Origin of the sequence: Pseudomonas sp. FW300-N2F2 (genome assembly GCF_017351655.1) — a bacterium.
Lineage (GTDB): Bacteria > Pseudomonadota > Gammaproteobacteria > Pseudomonadales > Pseudomonadaceae > Aquipseudomonas > Aquipseudomonas fluorescens_AA.
Genome location: NZ_JACNDQ010000001.1, coordinates 1480488 through 1502012 on the forward strand (window position 1 = coordinate 1480488; position 21525 = coordinate 1502012).

Annotated in this window: 17 protein-coding genes and 1 other RNA gene; 10 read left to right on the forward strand and 8 right to left on the reverse strand. The window is 62.2% G+C overall.

Going from position 1 to position 21525, the window contains the following annotated elements; genetic code table 11:
* The first annotated feature begins 1 nt into the window (after position 1).
* The 5 genes from smc (at position 2) to ffs (ending at position 8865) form a co-directional block, all read left to right on the forward strand.
* Positions 2 to 3490 (forward strand): chromosome segregation protein SMC, encoded by a 3489-nt coding sequence (smc, locus tag J4E63_RS06725; protein WP_207281441.1) that lies wholly within the window; start codon positions 2 to 4, stop codon positions 3488 to 3490.
* 258 nt (positions 3491 to 3748) lie between these two features.
* Complete coding sequence (gene zipA / locus J4E63_RS06730; RefSeq protein WP_092166671.1) at positions 3749 to 4594, forward strand: cell division protein ZipA; 846 nt, start codon at positions 3749 to 3751, stop codon at positions 4592 to 4594.
* 132 nt (positions 4595 to 4726) lie between these two features.
* Positions 4727 to 7090, forward strand: coding sequence for an NAD-dependent DNA ligase LigA (ligA, locus tag J4E63_RS06735; protein ID WP_207281442.1), 2364 nt, complete (start codon positions 4727 to 4729; stop codon positions 7088 to 7090).
* Between the two features lie 219 nt (positions 7091 to 7309).
* Positions 7310 to 8470, forward strand: coding sequence for a putative zinc-binding metallopeptidase (locus J4E63_RS06740; RefSeq protein ID WP_207281443.1), 1161 nt, complete (start codon positions 7310 to 7312; stop codon positions 8468 to 8470).
* A gap of 298 nt (positions 8471 to 8768) precedes the next feature.
* An RNA gene (gene ffs, locus J4E63_RS06745) (signal recognition particle sRNA small type) lies at positions 8769 to 8865 on the forward strand.
* A 181-nt stretch (positions 8866 to 9046) separates the two neighbouring features.
* On the opposite strand, the gene J4E63_RS06750 is transcribed toward ffs, so the two are convergent.
* Together J4E63_RS06750 and J4E63_RS06755 are read right to left on the reverse strand one after the other, a co-directional pair.
* The gene (locus J4E63_RS06750) at positions 9047 to 9553 is read right to left on the reverse strand and encodes a DUF4823 domain-containing protein (protein ID WP_207281444.1); all 507 of its coding nucleotides are present in this window, start codon (positions 9551 to 9553) and stop codon (positions 9047 to 9049) included.
* Positions 9554 to 9752: 199 nt separating this feature from the next.
* Entirely contained in the window at positions 9753 to 10067 is a 315-nt protein-coding gene (locus J4E63_RS06755) for a helix-turn-helix domain-containing protein (protein ID WP_053120652.1), read from the reverse strand.
* Between the two features lie 338 nt (positions 10068 to 10405).
* Here J4E63_RS06755 and J4E63_RS06760 point away from each other — a divergent pair, with 338 nt between their 5' ends.
* Positions 10406 to 12154, forward strand: a complete 1749-nt coding sequence (locus J4E63_RS06760; RefSeq protein WP_207281445.1) for a bifunctional diguanylate cyclase/phosphodiesterase — start codon at positions 10406 to 10408, stop codon at positions 12152 to 12154.
* Here the strand turns inward: J4E63_RS06760 and J4E63_RS06765 are convergent.
* Positions 12100 to 12870, reverse strand: coding sequence for an ABC transporter substrate-binding protein (locus J4E63_RS06765; RefSeq protein WP_207281446.1), 771 nt, complete (start codon positions 12868 to 12870; stop codon positions 12100 to 12102). The genes J4E63_RS06760 and J4E63_RS06765 overlap by 55 nt on opposite strands.
* Before the next feature lie 142 nt (positions 12871 to 13012).
* On the opposite strand from J4E63_RS06765, the gene dnaX reads away from it, so the two are divergent.
* The 4 genes from dnaX (at position 13013) to recR (ending at position 17470) form a co-directional block, all read left to right on the forward strand.
* Entirely contained in the window at positions 13013 to 15088 is a 2076-nt protein-coding gene (gene dnaX, locus J4E63_RS06770; protein ID WP_207281447.1) for a DNA polymerase III subunit gamma/tau, read from the forward strand.
* Positions 15089 to 15152: 64 nt separating this feature from the next.
* The gene (locus J4E63_RS06775; protein ID WP_003183512.1) at positions 15153 to 15491 is read left to right on the forward strand and encodes a YbaB/EbfC family nucleoid-associated protein; all 339 of its coding nucleotides are present in this window, start codon (positions 15153 to 15155) and stop codon (positions 15489 to 15491) included.
* A 275-nt stretch (positions 15492 to 15766) separates the two neighbouring features.
* Complete coding sequence (locus J4E63_RS06780) at positions 15767 to 16801, forward strand: NADP-dependent oxidoreductase (RefSeq protein WP_207281448.1); 1035 nt, start codon at positions 15767 to 15769, stop codon at positions 16799 to 16801.
* Positions 16802 to 16867: 66 nt separating this feature from the next.
* Positions 16868 to 17470, forward strand: coding sequence for a recombination mediator RecR (gene recR, locus J4E63_RS06785; RefSeq protein ID WP_060743061.1), 603 nt, complete (start codon positions 16868 to 16870; stop codon positions 17468 to 17470).
* A gap of 126 nt (positions 17471 to 17596) precedes the next feature.
* Here the strand turns inward: recR and J4E63_RS06790 are convergent, their stop codons facing one another.
* The 5 genes from J4E63_RS06790 to ccoS form a co-directional block, all read right to left on the reverse strand.
* Complete coding sequence (locus J4E63_RS06790) at positions 17597 to 18145, reverse strand: adenine phosphoribosyltransferase (protein WP_003183509.1); 549 nt, start codon at positions 18143 to 18145, stop codon at positions 17597 to 17599.
* Positions 18146 to 18221: 76 nt separating this feature from the next.
* Positions 18222 to 18956, reverse strand: coding sequence for a fumarate/nitrate reduction transcriptional regulator Fnr (gene fnr / locus J4E63_RS06795; protein WP_060738437.1), 735 nt, complete (start codon positions 18954 to 18956; stop codon positions 18222 to 18224).
* 94 nt (positions 18957 to 19050) lie between these two features.
* Entirely contained in the window at positions 19051 to 20433 is a 1383-nt protein-coding gene (hemN, locus tag J4E63_RS06800; RefSeq protein ID WP_207281449.1) for an oxygen-independent coproporphyrinogen III oxidase, read from the reverse strand.
* A gap of 182 nt (positions 20434 to 20615) precedes the next feature.
* Positions 20616 to 21299 (reverse strand): sulfite exporter TauE/SafE family protein, encoded by a 684-nt coding sequence (locus tag J4E63_RS06805; protein ID WP_060738435.1) that lies wholly within the window; start codon positions 21297 to 21299, stop codon positions 20616 to 20618.
* Positions 21292 to 21510, reverse strand: a complete 219-nt coding sequence (gene ccoS, locus J4E63_RS06810; RefSeq protein ID WP_060738434.1) for a cbb3-type cytochrome oxidase assembly protein CcoS — start codon at positions 21508 to 21510, stop codon at positions 21292 to 21294. Before ccoS ends, J4E63_RS06805 begins: the two co-directional genes overlap by 8 nt.
* Positions 21511 to 21525 lie beyond the last annotated feature (15 nt).

Sequence of the window (21525 nt, forward strand, 5' to 3'; positions counted from 1 at the left end):
CGTGCGGCTCAAGTGCATCAAGTTGGCGGGGTTCAAGTCCTTCGTCGACCCGACCACGGTGAACTTCCCCAGTAACATGGCGGCGGTGGTCGGACCCAACGGTTGCGGCAAGTCGAACATCATCGACGCCGTGCGCTGGGTGATGGGCGAGAGCTCAGCCAAGAACCTGCGCGGTGAGTCGATGACCGACGTCATCTTCAACGGCTCCACCAGTCGCAAACCGGTAAGCCAGGCGAGCATCGAGCTGGTGTTCGACAACTCCGACGGCACCCTGGTGGGCGAGTATGCGGCTTATGCGGAGATTTCCATTCGTCGCAAAGTGACCCGCGACAGCCAGAACAGCTATTTCCTTAACGGCACCAAGTGCCGGCGTCGCGACATCACCGATATTTTCCTCGGTACCGGCCTGGGCCCGCGCAGCTACTCGATCATCGAACAGGGCATGATCTCCAAGCTGATCGAAGCCAAGCCCGAGGACCTGCGCAACTTCATCGAAGAGGCTGCGGGGATCTCCAAATACAAGGAGCGGCGACGCGAGACCGAAAACCGCATTCGTCGCACCCACGAAAACCTGGCGCGCCTGACTGACCTGCGCGAAGAGCTCGAACGTCAGCTCGAACGTCTGCACCGCCAGGCCGAGGCCGCCAAGAAGTACCAGGAATACAAGGGCGAGGAGCGCCAGCTCAAGGCCCAGCTTTCGGCCCTGCGCTGGCAGGCGTTGAACGAGCAGGTCGGCCAGCGTGAAGCGATCATCGGCAACCAGGAAGTCAGCTTCGAAGCCCTGGTGGCCGAGCAGCGTAATGCGGACGCCGCCATCGAGCGCCTGCGCGACGGCCATCACGACCTGTCCGAGCGCTTCAATCTGGTGCAAGGACGCTTCTATTCCGTGGGGGGCGACATCGCCCGGGTCGAGCAGAGCATCCAGCACAGCCAGCAACGGCTGCGGCAGTTGCAGGATGATTTGAAGGAAGCCGAGCGGGCGCGCCTGGAAACCGAATCGCACCTGGGCCACGACCGCACACTGCTGTTGACCCTCGGTGAAGAGCTGGACAGGCTCACGCCGGAGCAGGAAATCACCAGTGCCGCCGCCGAAGAGGCCGCCGCGGCCCTGGAAGAAGCCGAACTGACCATGCATGGCTGGCAAGAGCAGTGGGACAGTTTCAACCTGGCCTCGGCCGAGCCGCGGCGCCAGGCTGAAGTCCAGCAGTCGCGCATCCAGCAGTTGGAAACCAGTATGGAGCGCCTGGCCGAACGCCAGCGCCGGCTTTCCGAAGAGCGCGCCTTGCTCGCGGCGGACCCGGAAGACGCAGCGATCCTGGAACTGAGCGAACAACTGGCGACCAGCGAAGCCACCCTCGAAGACTTGCAGGCCAGCGAAGACGCCCAGGTCGAACGTCTTGAGCAACTGCGCCAGGCCTTGCAATTGGCCTTGCAGAACCAGCAACAGGGCCAGGGTGAGTTGCAGCGACTCAATGGGCGCCTGGCTTCGCTGGAAGCCTTGCAGCAAGCGGCGCTGGACCCGGGCACCGGCACCGCCGAATGGCTGCGCGACCAGCACCTGGCCGAGCGTCCGCGGCTGGCCGAGGGGCTGAAGGTCGATACCGGTTGGGAACTGGCGGTGGAAACCGTGCTGGGGGCCGACCTGCAAGCGGTGCTGGTGGACGACTTCGGCGGCTTCGACCTGTCGGGCTTTACCCAGGGCGATCTGCGCCTGCTCAGCCCGGCCGGCGATGGCGTACGCGTGCCCGGCAGCTTGCTGGATAAAGTCGAGGCCCAGGTGGACCTGTCGCCCTGGCTGGGACAGGTCAAGCCGGTGGACAGCCTTGAGCAGGCCTTGGCCCTGCGCGGGCAATTGGCGGCCGGCGAAAGCCTGATCAGTCGTGACGGGTATTGGGTCGGCCGGCATTTCCTGCGGGTGCGCCGGGCCAGCGAAGCCGAGAGCGGCATGCTCGCCCGTGGCCAGGAAATCCAGCGCCTGGGCGCCGAACGGGAAGAGCGCGAAGCCAGCGTCGAAGCCCTGGAAACCGAATTGCAAAACCTGCGGGCGCAACAGCGTCAACAGGAAAACGGCCGCGAACACCTGCGGCGGCTGTTGCAGGATGAGGCGCGCCAGCAAGGCGAGCTCAAGGCGCAGTTGTCGGCCGGCAAGGCCAAGGTCGAGCAACTGGCGCTGCGCCGCACCCGCCTGGAAGAAGAAATCGCCGAACTGGGCGAGCAGCGGGCGCTGGAGCACGAACAGATCGGCGAGGCGCGCTTGCAACTGCAAGAAGCCCTCGATGCCATGGCACTGGACACCGAGCAGCGTGAACTGCTGCTGGCCCAGCGTGACAGCTTGCGTGAGCGCCTTGATCGGGTGCGCCAGGAAGCACGCCAGCACAAGGACCACGCCCATCAGTTGGCGGTGCGCCTGGGCTCGCTCAAGGCTCAATACGATTCCACGCGCCAGGCCTTGGAACGGCTGGAAATGCAGTCCGAACGCCTGACCGAAAAACGCGAGCAGTTGAGCCTCAATCTGGAGGAGGGCGAGGCACCTTTGGAAGAGCTGCGCCTCAAGCTCGAAGAGTTACTCGACAAGCGCATGAGTGTCGACGAGGAGCTCAAGACGGCGCAGATCGCTTTGGAGGATGCCGACCGCGAACTGCGTGACGCCGAGAAGCGCCGCAGCCAGGCCGAGCAGCAATCCCAACTGATCCGCGGCCAGATGGAACAGCAGCGCATGGAGTGGCAAGCCCTGACGGTGCGGCGCAAAGCCTTGCAGGACCAATTGCTGGAAGACGGCTACGACCTCGACGGCGTACTCGCCACCCTGGTGGCCGGGGCGAATGAAAAGGACGCCGAGGAAGAACTGGAGCGCATCGCCCAGCGTATCCAGCGCCTGGGGGCAATCAACCTGGCGGCCATCGACGAGTACCAGCAGCAGTCCGAGCGCAAGCGCTACCTCGACGCCCAGAACGATGACCTGGTGGAAGCGCTGGAGACCCTGGAAAACGTCATCCGCAAGATCGACAAGGAAACCCGCAACCGCTTCAAGGATACCTTTGATCAGATCAACGGCGGTTTGCAGGCCCTTTTCCCAAAAGTTTTCGGTGGCGGCAGCGCCTATTTGGAACTGACGGGCGAAGATTTACTCGATACAGGGGTGACAATCATGGCGCGTCCTCCTGGCAAGAAGAACAGCACCATCCATTTGCTCTCCGGTGGCGAAAAAGCGCTGACCGCGCTGGCCCTGGTCTTTGCCATCTTCAAATTGAACCCGGCGCCGTTCTGCATGCTCGACGAGGTCGACGCGCCACTGGACGACGCCAACGTAGGCCGTTACGCACGGCTGGTGAAGGAAATGTCTGAAACGGTGCAGTTCATCTACATCACCCACAACAAGATCGCCATGGAAATGGCCGATCAGTTGATGGGGGTGACCATGCATGAGCCTGGCTGTTCGCGACTGGTGGCGGTGGATGTGGAGGAGGCCATGGCCATGGTGGATGCCTGAACAACCGGTTGTAGGGCTTCTACTTCGAACGCTGTAGGTATTTTTTACCCGGGGGGTTGATGTTCAATTCACAGATTGGGCACAAGCCTATGCGACAGACGGTGTAAAGTTATCTTTGGTCGTGCTAGTTTAATGTCAATTTTTCGTATGCGTGGGCAAAACGCCATTCAGAACATAGAGTTGGCGCCACGTTTTAAAGCGGTTTGCAAATAGCTAAGCCCCTTATTTTTCAGCATTTTTATAGAGGCACGGGATTACATGGAAATCGGTCTGCGCGAGTGGCTGATCGTCATCGGCATCATTGTCATTGCCGGTATTCTTTTCGACGGCTGGCGTCGCATGCGCGGCGGCAAGGGGAAACTGAAGTTTCGCCTGGATCGCAGCCTGTCGAACCTGCCTGATGAGGATGACAGCGCCGAACTGCTGGGCCCGCCGCGGGTGCTGGACACCCACAAGGAGCCGCAGCTGGACGAGCACGACTTGCCGTCGATGAGCGCACCTGTCCGTGAGCCACGGGAGTCGGGTTCCAAGCGCGGCAAGCGCAACAGCGAGCCGTCCCAGGGTGATTTGAACCTGAACCTCGACCTGGATGGTGGGCCGAGCTTCAGCAGTCGCGACGGTGACTTCCCGGACGAGACCAAGACCCCGAGCGCCGACAAGGACCAGGCCCAGGCTGAAGAAGTGCTGGTGATCAGCGTGATCTGCCGCGACCCGGCCGGCTTCAAGGGCCCGGCGTTGCTGCAGAACATCCTCGAAAGCGGCCTGCGTTTCGGCGAGATGGACATTTTCCACCGCCACGAAAGCATGGCCGGTAACGGCGAGGTGCTGTTCTCCATGGCCAACGCGGTCAAGCCCGGTGTGTTCGACCTCGACGACATCGATCATTTCAGCACGCCAGCGGTGAGCTTCTTCCTCGGTCTGCCGGGCCCGCGTCATCCCAAGCAGGCCTTCGACGTGATGGTGGCCGCGGCGCGCAAGCTGTCCCAGGAACTCAATGGCGAGCTGAAGGATGACCAGCGCAGCGTGCTGACCGCCCAGACCATCGAGCACTACCGCCAGCGCATCGTCGAATTCGAGCGTCGGGCGCTGACCCAGAAGCGCTGAGCGATGATGGCTCTCCTGCCCAGAGAGCTTTGTGTGGCGAGGGAGCTTGCTCCCGCTGGGGTGCGAAGCGCCCCCATGTATCAAGAAAATCGAGCAGCCTAGGCTGCTCTTTTGCTTTATGAGAGAACACCCATGAACGCCGTTGAAACCCGCATCCAAAAGCTGCGTACCGAGCTGGATCAGCACAACTACCGCTACCACGTCCTCGATGAGCCAAGCATTCCCGATGCCGAGTACGACCGCCTGTTCCACGAGCTCAAGGCCCTGGAAGAGCAGCATCCGGAACTGGTCACCAGCGATTCTCCGACCCAACGGGTCGGCAGCGTGGCGCTGTCGGCGTTCAGCCAGGTGCGCCACGAGATCCCGATGCTCAGCCTGGGCAACGCCTTCGACGAAACCACCATGCGTGAGTTCGACCGGCGGGTGACGGAAGGTCTCGACCTGCCCATGGGCGACTTGCTGGGCGGTGGCGCGGCGGTGGAGTACAGCTGCGAGCCGAAGCTCGATGGGCTGGCGGTCAGCCTGTTGTATCAGGACGGCATGCTGGTGCGCGGCGCCACACGCGGTGACGGCACCACGGGCGAGGACATCAGCGTCAATGTGCGCACCGTGCGCAACATTCCCCTCAAGTTGCAGGGCACGGGCTGGCCACCGCTGCTGGAAGTGCGCGGCGAGGTGTACATGTCCAAGGCCGGCTTCGAGCGCCTCAACGCCACGCAGTTGGAGGTGGGCGGCAAGACGTTTGCCAACCCGCGCAACGCGGCGGCCGGCAGCCTGCGCCAGCTCGATTCCAGGATCACGGCCAACCGTCCCCTGGAGTTCTGTTGCTACGGCATCGGCCAGGTGACGTCGGACATCGCCGACACCCACATCGGTAACCTCAAGCAACTCAAGGCCTGGGGCATGCCCATCAGCCGTGAGCTGAAACTGGCCCACGGCATCGACGAATGCCTGGATTACTACCGTGACATCGGCGAGCGGCGCAACGCGTTGCCCTACGAGATCGACGGCGTGGTGTTCAAGGTCAACAGCATCGCTTCCCAGCGCGAGCTCGGTTTCCGCGCCCGGGAACCGCGTTGGGCCATCGCCCACAAGTTTCCCGCCACTGAAGAACTCACCGAGTTGCTGGACGTCGAGTTCCAGGTCGGCCGCACGGGCGCGGTGACTCCGGTGGCCCGTCTCAAGCCGGTGAAAGTCGCCGGCGTGACCGTGGCCAACGCCACCCTGCACAACATGGACGAAGTGGCGCGCCTGGGCGTGATGATCGGCGACACCGTGATCATCCGCCGTGCCGGGGATGTGATCCCGCAGGTGGTGCAGGTCGTCACCGAGCGCCGTCCGGAAAACGCCCGCCCGGTGGAGGTGCCCCAGCAATGTCCCGTCTGTGGCTCCCACGTCGAGCGCACGCAATTGATCAAGCGCAGCAAGGGCCGCGAAACCGTCAGCGAAGGCGCGGTGTACCGCTGCGTCGGTCGCCTGGCCTGTGGCGCCCAACTCAAGCAGGCGATCATTCACTTCGTCTCGCGTCGGGCCATGGACATCGAGGGCCTGGGCGAGAAGAGCGTCGAGCAACTGGTGGATGAGGGGCTGGTGGGTTCGCCCGCCGATCTGTATGCCTTGACCTTCGAACAGGTGGTCGACCTGGAAGGCTTTGCCGAACTGTCGAGCAAGAACCTGCTGGCCGCCATCGTCGACAGCAAAAAACCAAGCCTGGCGCGGTTTATCTACGCCCTCGGTATTCCGGACGTGGGTGAAGAGACGGCCAAGGTCCTAGCCCGCTCCCTCGGTTCGCTGGAGCGCGTGCAGGCGGCCTTGCCCCAGGTGCTCACGTACTTGCCAGACGTCGGTCTGGAAGTCGCCCACGAGATCCACAGCTTCTTTGAAGACCCGCACAACCGCCAGGTGATCAAGGACCTGCTGCGCCATGGCCTCGAGATCCAGGACCAGGGCGAGTTGGGCGCCGAGTTTTCCGCCAGCACCACCCTGGGTGGCTTTCTCGACAAGTTGCACATTCCTTCGGTGGGGCCGGGCGGGGCGCAGAAACTGGCGGACAAGTTCGGCTCGCTCGAAGGCGTGATGAACGCCGATTGGCTGGACATGCGCCAGGCGCTGCCGGAAAAGCAGGCCAACGCCGTACGCGAGTTCTTCGCCATCGCCGCCAACCGTCAACAGGCCGAAGCGGCGCAACAGCAGTTGCGCGACTTCGGCATGCACTGGCAAAGCGAGAAGAAAGTCGTCGAAGGCTTGCCGGAGGCCGGGCACACCTGGGTGCTGACCGGTTCGCTGGAGCTGATGAGTCGTGACGTCGCCAAGGACAAGCTGGAGAGCCTGGGGGCGAAGGTGGCCGGTTCCGTGTCGGCGAAAACCCATTGCGTGGTGGCCGGGCCGGGGGCGGGTTCGAAATTGACCAAGGCAAACGAGCTGGGGCTCAAGGTGCTCGACGAAGCGGCGTTCGTGGCTTTTTTGAGTCAGCATGGCATCACGGTTCAATCGTGATCCGTGGCGAGGGAGCTTGCTCCCGCTCGGCGGCGCAGCCGTCGTAAAACCTCCTGTCGCGGTCTGTCTGGTAGGTTGAGTCGTTCCGATTGGGGCGGCTGCGCCACCCAGCGGGAGCAAGCTCCCTCGCCACGGTTTATTCGGTGCTGTGATGCAGTGCGGGGGAACGATCCGACACGGAGCATGATCTAGTCTTGCAGGCTCCAGGGAGAGATCGCCATGTACCGCTTCTTCGAACAACTGAGTTCACGCATCGCCGCGCCGTTCCTGGGTGATCGGTCACGTAACAGCAAGGTCTGGCCGTGTCGTTGCGGCCAGTCCCTGTTTTTTCGCAACAGCCAATGCCTGGCCTGCCTGGCGGCCCTGGGGTATCAGCCCGAGCAGAGTCGCCTGTCGTCCTTGCAGCCCGCTGAGCAGCCCGACACCTGGACGCTGGATGCCGATCCGCAAGCCGGGCTGTTCCGCCGTTGCGCCAACCTCGACACCCCGGCGGCCTGCAATTGGCTGCTGCCGGACAATGGGCGCGATACCCTGTGCATCGCCTGCAGCCTGAACCGCACCATCCCCGACCTGTCGATTCCGGAAAACCCTGAGCGCTGGCGCAAGGTCGAGACCGCCAAGCGTCGTCTGGTCGCGCAACTGATTACCTTTGGCTTGCCGGTCATCCCGAAAACCGTCGACGAAAACATCGGCCTGGCTTTCGACTTCATCGGCGTCGACCCCGACGGCAAATCGCCGATGACCGGCCATGCCAGCGGGCTGATCACCCTCGACATCAAAGAGGCGGACGATGCCCATCGTGAGTACGTGCGCCAGCAGATGCGCGAGCCGTATCGCACCTTGCTCGGGCATTTTCGTCATGAGGTGGGGCATTACTACTGGGATCGGCTGATTGCCAACAGCCACTGGCTCGAGGCGTTTCGCGAGGTGTTCGGCGATGAGCGCGCCAGCTACGCCGAAGCTCTGGAGCGGCACTACCAGCAAGGCGCGCCGCTGGATTGGCAAACCCGCTATGTCAGTGCCTACGCCACCATGCACCCTTGGGAAGACTGGGCGGAAACCTGGGCCCATTACCTGCACATGATGGACGCGGTAGACACTGCCCTGGGCTTCGGCATGAGTGCCCGGGAGATGGATTTCGACTACCAACCGTTCCCGCCCGAGACCTTGTACGACCCCGAACACACTGGCGGCGCGGCTTTCCTCTCGTTCGTCAACGCCTGGATCGAACTGGCCGGTATGCTCAACGAGTTGTCCCGCAGCATGGGCCAGCCGGATTTCTACCCGTTCGTCGTACCGGCGGCGGTGATCACCAAACTGCATTTCATCCATCTGGTGATCCAGGAAGAGGGCGGTCGGGCGGATGAGGTGTTGTTATAGTTTCCTGTGGAGGGCAGCTTGCAACCCTGTTGAATGTACCGACGCCTTCGCGAGCAAGCTCGCTCCCACACACACACACGAAGCGCAGATCCCCCTGTGGGAGCGAGCTTGCTCGCGATAGCGACAGGTTGGCGTGCAATCATGCCGGATGTGCCGACTTCATCGCAGACACGCTTTGTTCCCATAGCAAGTACTTGAACATCTTCAGTTTTTTAATCCGCCGCGAACGGTTGTAACTTCTTGCCAGATAGGTACAATGGCGCGGCTCGCCGTCAGGCGGGCGTCGTTATGGTGACCCCATCGGTCCCCCCGCAACGATTACCCGTGAACCTGGTCAGATCCGGAAGGAAGCAGCCACAGCGGGAACATTGTGTGCCGGGGTGTGGCTGGTGGGGTTGCCTCCATAACGCCCAAGCCTTCATTCGCAAGGTTTGCCAACTTCAAAATTTCTTGCTGTTTTGCTGATCGATACCGATCGGTGCTTTCTGCTGTCCAGGCTTTGGCCGGACAAGACAATCGAGCGTCAACGTCAACAAGCAGGCCGGTCCTGTGCATCGACAGGACCGGGCCCTGGGGTCAGTACTGAGCCTTCACATACTCAGTAATCGGCTCTTGCAAAAGATCCTGTGGATGATCCCCGCCGAAAGTCGCCCATTTGCTTTTACCGGACAAGATCGCAGACCCCAGCGGCTGTGCGCCAGTCGGGCCATAAATAGCGAGCTTCACTTCAATCTTGTCGGGGAGACCCGACCATTCCGTGGCGCGTTCTTCCCAGTGCAGGATTTCCGGGATGACGTAGTAGCCCGAAGGGCTGTTCTGTCTCAGGCAGCTCAATTCACGGCACGCGCCCACTACCGTCACACGGTTGGTGTAATAAGAGAAGGCCGTCTTGACGGCGGCAGCTGTCATATCGCCGGAGGCAGGGTAGGGCGTCGTTTCGTAGCGTCCGTCGACCGGTATGGCGATGGTGACGGGCATTTGTCGATCAAGTTTTCCCGGGTTGGGGAATACGTCTTGTTGCGAGTATTTGGCGGTGCAGCCGGTGGCGAGTATCGAGACCAGAATGATCGAAAGTTTATGCACGGAGTCCCCTGGGATTTTGTTGTGTCGACGAGTCGGTGGGCGTCATCGGGACGCAGGAATCAGCGCGTTGATAGTCCGGGTTCGTGGCAAGAGATGTCAACGTGACATTATGTCGTGCGTCATCCTCGGAATTGGGCAGGCGAGCAAAGAGAAGCCTGGCCTGTCTCGCCTCGACAGGCCAGGCTTCTCTTTCACTGCGTCAAGGCTTGGACAAGGCCTGGTCGACCGCTGCGATCAGCTTTCCCAGGTCCTTCGGGGTGGCTTTGTGTATGACACCGAACAGGTACGCCCGCTGTTCGTCCTCATCGGCCATGTCGGCAAAAAAGGCCTTCAGTTGCACATCCAGCACATTGGCAAGCAGGAACAAGGCTTCGACGCTGGGGGTGTAGGTGCCGGTTTCGAAGCGGCTGATGGTTTTAGGGTCAAAACCGGTTTTTTCGCCAAGTTCAGCCTGAGTAAGCCCCGCTACTTTGCGGTAGCGTCTGATGGCTGGACCCAAACTTGAAATTTGCATCGCTTAATTCCCATTTAGAATCAAGAACTTAACGATAGATTTTCGCATTAGGCAACCGCGTGATCCATCACCTTGCTTTGCAAAATGTGATGTGTTTCGTAGAATCGGCCTTTGGCACGGGTATTTGGTGACCTGCTTTTCGAAGCCAAGGTGTGTGCGGGGGCCGGGCCTTGTGTTCTTGCCACGATACAAGGCAAGGGCTGAAGCCCTCCCTTGGCATCGCCAGGGCCCGCGCTCCAGCTTCTCTCAGAGTGTTTGAGCCTAGTTGATTTTCGCCTGTCTTGAAGGCGGTGCAACCGCGCGCGACAAATGAGCCTGACTCATGGATGACTGCTTCGATGGATAAGAAGTACCGCAGGGCTGTTGACGCCGCCGCGATTTTTTCCGAGACCGATCTGAGCGGGCGCATCACCTACGTCAACGATCAATTTTGCAGTCTTTTCGGTTACCGGCGCGATGAGCTGCTGGGCGCGAACCATCGCCTGCTCAATTCCGGCCAGCACCCTGGCGAGTTCTTCAGCGCCATGTGGAGCACCATTGCCCTGGGTCAGGTCTGGAAAGGGGAAATCTGCAATCGGGCCAAGGACGGTACGCTGCACTGGGTCGACACCACCCTGGTGCCGGTGATCGACGACGAGACAGGCCAAATCGAGCGCTACCTGGCGATTCGCTTCGATGTCAGCGAAAAGCGTCGCCTGCTGCATTCGTTGCAATGGCGGGTCGGTCACGATGTGCTGACCGGTCTGCCCAATCGTACTTATCTGTCGGATCTGCTGGACCAGGCCCTGGAGTTTTCCCGAGCGGAAAACCTGCCCCTGGCGGTGTGCATGCTCGACCTCGATGGCTTCAAGGCGGTCAATGACGGCTATGGTCACGCCAGCGGTGATCGACTGTTGGTGGAGGTCGCCAGGCGCCTGCGCAGCATTGTGCGTGGCGAGGACGTGGTGGCGCGGCTGGGCGGGGACGAGTTCGTGCTGGTATTGCGCCATGTGCGTGGGATGGAAGAGCTGCATGCCGCGTTGAACCGGGTGTTGATCGCCGTCTCGATGCCGTATGCCATCGACGGCAAGGACATCAAGGTCTTCGCCAGTATTGGCGTCACGTTGTTCCCGTGGGACAACGAAGACGCCGAGACCCTGTTGCGTCACGCCGACCAGGCGATGTACGTGGCCAAGCAAAGCGGTCGCAATCGTTTCCACTTGTTCGATGTGTCCCGGGACAAGGAGGTGCGGGCCACTTACCAGACAGTCGAGCGGGTCCGCCAGGCACTGGCCGATAACGAACTGCGGCTGCATTTCCAGCCCAAGGTCAATATGCGTCATGGCACCGTGGTCGGCCTGGAGGCGCTGCTGCGCTGGAAGCATCCGCAACGTGGCCTGGTACCGCCTCGGGAATTCTTGCCCCTGGTGGAGGAGACTGACCTGATCGTCGAGATCGGCGAGTGGGTCATGGAACAGGTCTTGACCCAGTTGCAACAATGGCAGCAGGCGGGGCAGGGCTGGCCGGTGAGCATCAATATCTCGGCGCGGCATTTCCAGCGGGCGGATTTTGTCGAGCGGCTGCGACAGGTGTTGGAGCGGCATTCGGCGGTGCCGCCACGGCTGTTGGATCTGCAGATTGTCGAGTCCGTCGCCGTGGAGAACCTGGCCCACGTCAGCGCCTGCCTCCAGGCGTGCCAGGCGCTGGGCGTGGGGTTTTCCCTGGGCGGTTTCGGCACCGGCTACTGCTCGCTCAACGACCTCAAGCACCTGCGCACGCAAACCATCAAGATCGACAAGACCTTCGTGCGCGACATTCTCGATGACCGCGACGACCTGGCGCTGACCGAAGCGGTGATCGGCCTGGCTCGGGCGTTTGGCCGCGAGGTGGTCGCCGAAGGGCTGGACAGCCTGGAGCATGGCCAACTGTTGCTGCGCCTGGGCTGCGAGGTGGCACAAGGTTATTTCATCGCCCGGCCCATGCCGCCCGAACAGATACCCGGCTGGGTGCAGGGGTTCGTTCCGCCGTCGCAATGGCAGCAGCGGCCAGGCGATCAGGGCGAGGGCGCCTCGCTCTCGGCCCGTGATGCTTCACTGCGGCCGGTGTAGAGCTGGATGATCGCGTCGATTTCCCCGGACGTCTTCATGTTCAGCAATGTCCTCAGAATGCGCTGTGCGGGAATGCTCGGATCGTTGCGCACATAACAGCTCAACCGCTGTTCCTGCAGGACAGCCACCTCATGGAGTTGGCGATCAGCGGTATGACGTTGATTGAACCAGTCCAGCGCCCATTGATTACTGATCCCGTAGCGATAACGCCCGGCCAACAATTTCGCCAGCACTTGTTCCTGGCTGCGGGCATCGTCGCGGTACAGTTGACCGGCGTCGAACAAGGGTTGCAAGGTCGGGTAGCTATAGCCGAGCACCGTGCCGATGGGTTGGGGCGACAGCGTTGTTGGCGTTACCGTCGCAGGTACGCTTGCGGTGGCGACGAGCAGGTCACGTTGGAAAAACAACGGGATGCTCCACAGATAATCATCGTTGTCCTTCACCCAGTCAGGGCTGACATAGCAACGCATGTCGACTTCGCCGTGTTTCATGGCACCGTCGAGCCGGGCGCGGGAGAGGACGTGGAATTGCGCCGGCTTTCCTATCTGGGTCGCCAGGCTGATCATGATGTCGGGAATGATGCCCTGGGTCGGGCGGCCTCGTTCAATCTGCACCATGGGCATTGCCCAGCCATCGGTAACGGCGAAACGCAAGGGGGCTTCCTCGGCAAGACAGCCGGTACTCAACAACAGCAAAGCCCCCATGGCTGAGCGCATAAACTCTCCTGACTGTGTAAAACCGTGTCGACAACGAGTCCCGTAGCCTAGCTTAGTCACATTAGACGAGCACACCGGATGCAATTTCGCCCCTGCTCCGCTAGCATTAGCCGCTTATGTTCCTTCGTTGCGACGGTTTTCGATGAGTTATCAGGTTCTTGCACGTAAATGGCGTCCGCGCTCGTTCCGCGAAATGGTCGGCCAGACCCATGTGCTCAAGGCTCTGATCAATGCCTTGGACAGCCAGCGGCTGCACCACGCCTATCTGTTCACCGGTACCCGTGGCGTGGGCAAGACCACCATCGCGCGGATCATTGCCAAGTGCCTGAACTGTGAAACCGGTATCACTTCGACACCTTGTGGCGAGTGTTCGGTCTGCCGGGAAATCGACGAGGGCCGCTTCGTCGACCTGATCGAGATCGACGCCGCCAGCCGCACCAAGGTCGAAGACACCCGCGAACTGCTCGACAACGTGCAGTACGCCCCGAGCCGTGGGCGCTTCAAGGTCTACCTGATCGACGAAGTGCACATGCTCTCCAGCCATTCCTTCAATGCGCTGCTCAAGACCCTCGAAGAACCGCCGCCCTACGTCAAGTTCATCCTGGCGACCACCGACCCGCAGAAACTTCCTGCAACGATTCTGTCGCGGTGCCTGCAGTTCTCCCTGAAGAACATGACGCCGGAGCGGGTGGTCGAGCACCTGACCCACGTACTGGGCGTCGAAAACGTGCCATTCGAAGACGATGCGCTGTGGCTGTTGGGCCGGGCCGCCGATGGTTCGATGCGCGACGCCATGAGCCTGACCGACCAGGCCATCGCTTTCGGTGAAGGCAAGGTCATGGCCGCCGATGTCCGAGCCATGCTCGGCACCCTCGATCACGGCCAGGTCTATGACGTCTTGCATGCGCTGATCGAAGGCGATGCCAAGGCGCTGCTCGAGGCGGTGCGTCACCTGGCCGAGCAGGGCCCGGACTGGAATGGCGTACTCTCGGAAATCCTCAACGTGCTGCACCGTGTCGCCATTGCCCAGGCCCTGCCTGAAGGCGTCGACAACGGCCATGGCGACCGTGATCGCGTACTGGCCCTGGCCCAGGCGCTGCCGGCCGAAGACGTGCAGTTCTATTACCAGATGGGCCTGATCGGCCGTCGCGACCTGCCCCTGGCACCGGATCCGCGAGGCGGCTTCGAAATGGTCCTGTTGCGAATGCTGGCGTTCCGGCCAGCCGATACGGCGGATGCCCCGAGGCAAACGCTAAAGCCAGTGGGGATCAGCCAGGCCACAGCTGATTCCGCCAAGCCAGTGGCTGCCGCGCCCGTCGTTGCGCCGGCAGTGACTTCGGCTCCGGCAGCGGTGGCACCTGTAGCCCAGCCGGTGCCGGCGCCTGTGGTCGCGACGGCCGAGCCGGAACCCGAGCCGGTCGTCGAGGCACTGCCCGAGCCCGTCGCCGAAGAAGTCGTTGACCTGCCTTGGAACGACCCGGTCGAGCCGCCAGTGGTCCAGCAGCCGGTCGTCGAGCCCGTGTTGGAAACCGTCGCCGAGCAGCCCGAGTTGCCGCCGATGCCCCTGCCGACGCCCGACAGCGTGGTACCCGATGCGCCGGAATGGGTCGCAGCGCCCGTGCCCGAGCCGACGGTGGCCGACGTCGATATCGCCACGCCGGGCATCGACCTGGACGACGAGCCGCCGCTGGATGAGGATTACATCGAGCCGGACATGGATTCGGCGTACAGCTACCTGGACGACCTGGCCAGCGAGCACGCCGCCGAGCCAGCCCCGGAGCCCGAGCCGGAACCGGCGGCGATGCCGGCCACCGGGCTGGCCCTGCAGTGGCTGGAACTGTTCCCTAAACTGCCGATCAGCGGCATGACCGGCAGCATCGCCGCCAACTGCACGCTGATGGCCGTGGAGGGCGACCACTGGCTGCTGCACCTGGACCCGGCCCACAGCGCACTGTTCAACGCGACCCAGCAACGTCGCCTCAACGATGCACTGAACCAGTACCACGAGCGCACCCTGACGCTGACCATCGAGCTGATCAAGCCCGAGCAGGAGACCCCGGCCCAGGCCGCGTCCCGCCGCCGTGCCGACCGTCAGCGCGAAGCCGAGGAGTCGATCCACGGTGATCCATTCATCCAGCAGATGATGCAACAGTTCGGCGCCGTGGTCCGTCGCGATACTATCGAACCTGTCGAGGCCCCGGTCACCCAGGGCTCATAACTGAAGGCGCCGGGCCGAACGGGCCGGGCGTGTTGTTTATCCAAGTACTTTCGAGGTGATTCCCATGATGAAAGGTGGCATGGCCGGCCTGATGAAGCAGGCGCAGCAGATGCAGGAAAAAATGGCCAAGATGCAGGAAGAACTGGCCAACGCCGAAGTCACCGGCAAATCCGGTGGCGACATGGTGACCGTGGTCATGACCGGTCGTCACGACATCAAGCGTGTCAGCATCGACCCAAGCGTGGTCGAAGGCCTGAGCGAAGATGACAAGGAAATGCTCGAAGCCCTGTTCGCCGCCGCCGTCAATGACGCGGTGCGCAAGATCGAAGCCAACAGCCAGGACAAGATGTCCGGCATGACCGCTGGCATGCAACTGCCACCGGGCATGAAATTGCCGTTCTGATTCGCCATCCCGGTCGGGATGGGCTACACACAATGCCAGGCATCGCGCCTGGCATTTTTGTTTCTGCCATAGGCGCGAGCGGTGGTAGAAATCATACCTGTGGGAGCAAGGCTTGCCCGCGATGAACGATGGCGCGCCGCTCCGACACACCGAGGTGTCTGTATCGCGGGCAAGCCTTGCTCCCACAAGTGCCCGCTGAACAAACATCGAACGCTGCCCCCTCGGCAAGGGTCTGCTCCCTATACGTGCCACTCAACGATCAAGGAGACGCCTCCATGTCACAAGCATCGACCACCAGCCAGCGCATCGTCCTGGCCTCTCGCCCCCACGGCGCCCCGACCCCGGAGAATTTCCGCCTGGAGCAGGTGACCCTGCCGGACTTGGCACAGGGGCAGATCCTGCTCAAGACGCTGTTTCTGTCCCTGGATCCCTACATGCGTGGGCGCATGAGCGATGCACCTTCCTACGCCGCGCCGGTGGAAATCGACGAGGTGATGACCGGCGGCGCTGTCAGCCGCGTGGAGCGATCGATGCACCCGAAATTCCAGGAGGGTGATCTGGTGGTGGGCGCCACGGGTTGGCAGAGCCACAGCATCAGCGATGGGCGCAACGTGATGCCCATCCCCTCCGGGCTGCCCAGCCCGTCGATGGCCTTGGGGGTACTGGGCATGCCGGGCATGACCGCTTACATGGGGCTGATGGACATTGGCCAGCCCAAGGCCGGGGAAACCCTGGTGGTCGCGGCCGCCTCGGGTGCCGTGGGCTCGGTGGTCGGCCAGGTGGCGAAGATCAAGGGCCTGCGTGTCGTCGGGGTCGCAGGCGGCAGCGAGAAATGCAAGTACGTGGTCGACGAACTGGGCTTTGATGCCTGTGTCGATCACAGGAGCGCCAATTTTGCCGAAGAACTGGCGCAGGCCTGTGACAAGGGCATCGATATCTATTACGAAAACGTCGGCGGCAAGGTCTTCGATGCCGTCGTGCCGTTGCTCAACGCCAAGGCGAGGATCCCGCTCTGCGGCCTGATCGCCTCCTACAACGATCATCAAGCACCGAGCGGCCCGGATCGCTTGCCGCAACTGCAGCGCACGTTGCTGACCAAACGCGTGCGAATCCAGGGGTTTATTGTGTTCGACGACTATGGTGACCGTCAGCCGGAGTTCATCAGTGCCATGGCCCCTTGGGTGCGCGATGGCAAGGTCAAGTTCCGTGAGGACGTGGTCGATGGCTTGGAAAATGCGCCACAGGCGTTTATCGGCCTGCTGGAAGGGCGCAACTTCGGCAAGTTGGTGGTGCGGGTCGCGCAGGATTGAGTATTTGACGCTAACCGGAGGCGCGGGTATAAACCGCGTCTCGTTGTTATGTCGGACATTTCCTCCATGAGCTTCAGCCCTTTGATTCGCCAACTGATCGATGCCCTGCGAACGTTGCCGGGTGTGGGTCAGAAAACTGCCCAGCGCATGGCGTTGCAATTGCTCGAGCGTGATCGCAGCGGCGGTTCACGCCTGGCCCAGGCCCTGAGCCAGGCCATGGAAGGTGTAGGGCATTGCCGTTTATGCCGCACCCTCACCGAAGACGACCTCTGCCCGCAATGCGCCGACCCGCGTCGGGACGACACCTTGCTTTGCGTCGTGGAGGGGCCGATGGATGTGTATGCGGTGGAGCAGACCGGTTTTCGTGGCCGTTATTTCGTGCTCAAGGGCCATTTGTCCCCGCTCGACGGCTTGGGGCCGGAAGCCATCGGCATTCCACAGTTGATCGCGCGGATCGAAGAGGCGGGCACGTTCACGGAAGTCATCCTCGCCACCAACCCGACGGTCGAAGGCGAAGCCACCGCCCATTACATCGCCCAACTGCTGAACAACAAAGGCCTGGTCGCCTCCCGCATCGCCCACGGCGTGCCACTGGGAGGGGAGCTTGAGTTGGTGGACGGTGGAACGCTGGCGCATTCGTTTGCGGGCCGTAAGCCGATCGCGTTGTAACCGCTACCCCATACCCTGTGGGAGCGAGCTTGCTCGCGATAGCGGTGGATCAGTCAACATCCATGCGACTGATAAACCGCTATCGCGAGCAAGCTCGCTCCCACAGGTTCGATGGTTGCCTGGCAATTATTTTTCGCTGAGGGAGAACTGCGTCAGGCAGAACGTCGGGATCCCCATGTCTTCCAGGCGCTGGGAGCCGAGCAGTTCCGGCAAGTCAATGATCGCTGCGGCCTCGTGGACCTTGGCGCCCATGCGGCGGATCAGGTTGGCGGCGGCGATCAGCGTGCCACCAGTGGCGATCAGGTCATCGAACATCACCACCGAATCCCCCTCGCACAGGCTGTCGGCATGCACTTCAAGGAAGGCTTCGCCGTATTCGGTCTGGTACCCCTCGGCCAGTACGTCGGCCGGCAGCTTGCCTTGCTTGCGGAACAAGACCAGCGGTTTGTTCAGCTGATAGGCCAGGATCGAACCGATCAGGAAACCGCGTGCATCCATCGCGCCAATGTGAGTGAACTCGGCCTCGACATAGCGGTGGGCGAAACTGTCCATGACCAGGCGCAGGGCGGTCGGGGATTGGAACAGTGGGGTAATGTCGCGAAAGATCACGCCGGGCTTGGGGAAATCAATCACGGGGCGGATCAGGGATTTGATGTCGAAGGAGTCAAAGACCATCGTGGAGGTGTCCTGGCAGGGCTGCAAACGCGGCAGTATAGCGCGGCGGGGCAAATCCCTCAGCCGCGCTCGTCCATCAGCCGTCGATCGAGCCGCCGGCCAGGGCGCAGAGCTGGATCGGGTCGAGGATGTGAATTTCCTTGCCTTCGGCGGCAATCAATTCGTTCTGCTGGAAACGGGTGAACACCCGGGACACGGTTTCCACCGCCAGGCCCAGGTAATTGCCGATTTCGTTGCGCGACATGCTCAGGCGGAACTGGTTGGCCGAGAACCCGCGGGCGCGGAAGCGTGCCGAGAGGTTGACCAGGAAGGTGGCGATGCGCTCGTCGGCGGTTTTTTTCGAGAGCAGTAGCATCATCTGCTGATCGTCACGGATTTCCCGGCTCATGACCCGCATCAACTGGCGACGCAGTTGCGGCAACTGTAGGGCCAGCTCGTCCAGGCGGTCGAAGGGAATTTCGCACACTGAGGTGGTTTCCAGCGCCTGGGCCGAGACCGGATGGGTCTCGGTGTCCATGCCGGACAGGCCCACCAGTTCGCTGGGCAGGTGGAAACCGGTGAGCTGCTCTTCGCCGCCATCGCTCAAGTTAAAGGTTTTCAAGGCGCCCGAGCGCACCGCGTAGACGGAATCGAAGGTGTCACCCTGGCGAAACAGGAATTCACCTTTTTTCAACGGGCGGCCCCGTTTAACGATTTCGTCCAACGCCTCCATGTCCTCCAGATTCAATGAAAGTGGCAGGCACAGCGGGGCCAGGCTGCAATCCTTGCAGTGGGCCTGGTTGTGGGCGCGCAGTTTGACTGGCTCGGACATTTCTTCAATCCTTGTGGGAAAACACACATAGGCCGTAAGGGTACCCCAGCGTAGGCACTCCGGCCAGTGCGGTTTCGTCGTCAAATTGTCGCGCTCAGATAACTCGGGAGAAGCGCTGCCGGTTGTGCTGCTCCAGATAGGCATCGAAGACCATGCACACGGATCGCACCAGCAGGCGCCCGGCGGGCAGGACTTTGATGTGCGTGTCGTCGAGTTCGATCAGGCCGTCCTTGGCCATGGCCTGCAATTGCGGCCATAGCGGCGCAAAATATCCGCCGAAATCGATATTGAAGGTTTGCTCGATCTCGGCGAAGGCCAGGTTGAAATGACAAATCAATTGCTGGATCACCGCACGCCGCAGCCGGTCGTCGGCGTTGCATACCCAGCCGCGACTGGTTGCCAGTTGCCCGTCGGCGAGGGTGTTCTGGTAATGGTTCAGGTCGCTGCTGTTCTGGCAGTACAGGTCGCCGATCTGGCTGATGGCCGACACGCCGAGGCCGATCAGGTCGCAATGGCCATGGGTGGTGTAGCCCTGGAAGTTGCGCTGCAACGTGGCCTCTTCCTGGGCGATGGCCAGCTCGTCGTCGGGCAGGGCGAAGTGGTCCATGCCGACGTAGCGGTAGCCGGCGGCGGTCAGTTGTTCGATGGTGCCCTGCAGCATCGCCAGTTTCTGCTCCGGGTTCGGCAAATCCTGGCTGTTGATGCGCCGCTGGGGCATGAAGCGTTCCGGCAGGTGGGCGTAATTGAACACCGAGAGCCGGTCCGGTTGCAGGTGGATGACTTCCTCGACAGTGCGGGCGAAGTTGTCCGGGGTCTGCTTGGGCAGGCCGTAGATCAGGTCAATGTTGATCGAGCGGAACTGCAAGGTTCGGGCAGCCTCGACCACCGCGCGGGTTTCTTCCAGGCTTTGCGGGCGATTGACGGCACGCTGCACCGCCGGGTCAAGGTCTTGTAGGCCGATGCTGACCCGATTGAACCCCAGTTCACGCAACAGCCCCATGGTCGACCAGTCGGCCTCCCGGGGATCGATCTCGATGCCGTAGTCGCCGGAATCGTCGTCCAGCAGGTTGAGGTGCTTGCGCAGCGTGGCCATCAGTTGACGCAGCTCGTCGTGGCTGAGGAACGTCGGGGTGCCGCCGCCAAAGTGCAGCTGTTCCACGGGCTGGGTAGGGTCCAGGTGGCAGCCGATCAACTGGATTTCCTGTTCCAGGCGTTGCAGATAGGCATGGGCGCGGCCACGGTCCTTGGTGATGACCTTGTTGCAGGCGCAGTAGTAGCAGATGTTCGCGCAGAACGGCACGTGCACATACACCGACAGTGGCCGCCGGGCCTTGCGGCTGTCACGCAGGGCATGGAGCAGGTCGAAGGTGCCCACCTGGCCGCCGAACTGCGCCGCAGTCGGGTACGAGGTGTAGCGTGGTCCCGCCAGGTCGTAGTGGCGGATCAGGTCTGAGTCCCAACGGATGGCGTCGAGCATGCGGGTGTTCCCCGGGTAGGCTGGCATGGGGCGAGTCTAGGGGGGGAGGCGCGGGGTGGTCTTGATTTGTGTCAACAGGGCATGGGTGTTGTCGATGATGGCCTCATCGCGAGCAAGCTCGCTCCCACATTTGCTCGGCGGCGCCTGTGGGAGCGAGCTTGCTCGCGATGGGGGCGACTCGGTCAATGGCCCATGAGCCAATGCTGATGCGGCCCCGGCAGTGTCCAGATCCCGAAAACAATCACCAACAGCCCGCCGGCCATGCGCACGCTGCGTTTGCGCAGCAGGGCGGTGATGCGCTCGGCGGCCAGGCCAGTGGCGAGCAGCACCGGCCAGGTACCCAGGCCGAAGGCGAGCATCAGCAGGGCGCTGTCCAGGGCATTGCCCTGGCTGGCGGACCATAGCAGGGTGCTGTAGACCAGCCCGCACGGCAGCCAGCCCCATAGGGCACCGAGCAGCAAGGCCCGGGGCAGGCTCGACACCGGCAGCAAGCGGTTGGCGACGGGTTGGATGTGCCGCCACAAGCCACGCCCCACGCTTTCGATGCGGGTCAGGCCGCTCCACCAACCCGCCAGGTACAGGCCCATGGCAATCAACAGCAAGCCGGCCAGCACCCGCATGATCATCGCTGCTGGACTGTTGGACACGGCCCAACCGGCCAGGCCGATCAGCAGCCCGGCGGTGGCATAGCTCAGGATTCGCCCCAGGTTGTACGCCAGCAGCAACCGAAAGCGGCGGCTGCGCTGGTCCTTGGGAATCGCCAGGGTCAGGGCGCCCATCAGGCCGCCGCACATGCCCAGGCAATGACCGCCGCCCAGCAGGCCAAGGATAACGGCCGAAACCAGCAGTGGCGCCAGGTCAAGCATGGGGTGGGGCCTTGTCGTCCGCCTTGCGGACTTCGCCACTGGCTTCGTCCACCGCCGCCTTGTGGTTCGGGTCCTGATCGTCGAACAGGATGCTATGGGCCGGACCGTCGAGGTCGTCGTACTGTCCGCTGTCCACGGCCCAGAAGAAAATGTACACGGCGATGGCCACGATCAGCAGCGCGGCCGGGATCATCACGTAAAGAGCTGGCATGTCGGAACTCCATGC

Coding starts and splice junctions, on each gene's coding strand:
- zipA (WP_092166671.1), top strand. CDS start 3,749: ATGGAAATCGGTCTGCGCGAGTGGCTGATCGTCATCGGCATCATTGTC.
- ligA (WP_207281442.1), top strand. CDS start 4,727: ATGAACGCCGTTGAAACCCGCATCCAAAAGCTGCGTACCGAGCTGGAT.
- J4E63_RS06740 (WP_207281443.1), top strand. CDS start 7,310: ATGTACCGCTTCTTCGAACAACTGAGTTCACGCATCGCCGCGCCGTTC.
- J4E63_RS06755 (WP_053120652.1), bottom strand. CDS start 10,067: ATGCAAATTTCAAGTTTGGGTCCAGCCATCAGACGCTACCGCAAAGTA.
- J4E63_RS06760 (WP_207281445.1), top strand. CDS start 10,406: ATGGATAAGAAGTACCGCAGGGCTGTTGACGCCGCCGCGATTTTTTCC.
- J4E63_RS06765 (WP_207281446.1), bottom strand. CDS start 12,870: ATGCGCTCAGCCATGGGGGCTTTGCTGTTGTTGAGTACCGGCTGTCTT.
- dnaX (WP_207281447.1), top strand. CDS start 13,013: ATGAGTTATCAGGTTCTTGCACGTAAATGGCGTCCGCGCTCGTTCCGC.
- J4E63_RS06775 (WP_003183512.1), top strand. CDS start 15,153: ATGATGAAAGGTGGCATGGCCGGCCTGATGAAGCAGGCGCAGCAGATG.
- J4E63_RS06780 (WP_207281448.1), top strand. CDS start 15,767: ATGTCACAAGCATCGACCACCAGCCAGCGCATCGTCCTGGCCTCTCGC.
- recR (WP_060743061.1), top strand. CDS start 16,868: ATGAGCTTCAGCCCTTTGATTCGCCAACTGATCGATGCCCTGCGAACG.
- J4E63_RS06790 (WP_003183509.1), bottom strand. CDS start 18,145: ATGGTCTTTGACTCCTTCGACATCAAATCCCTGATCCGCCCCGTGATT.
- fnr (WP_060738437.1), bottom strand. CDS start 18,956: ATGTCCGAGCCAGTCAAACTGCGCGCCCACAACCAGGCCCACTGCAAG.
- hemN (WP_207281449.1), bottom strand. CDS start 20,433: ATGCTCGACGCCATCCGTTGGGACTCAGACCTGATCCGCCACTACGAC.
- J4E63_RS06805 (WP_060738435.1), bottom strand. CDS start 21,299: ATGCTTGACCTGGCGCCACTGCTGGTTTCGGCCGTTATCCTTGGCCTG.
- ccoS (WP_060738434.1), bottom strand. CDS start 21,510: ATGCCAGCTCTTTACGTGATGATCCCGGCCGCGCTGCTGATCGTGGCC.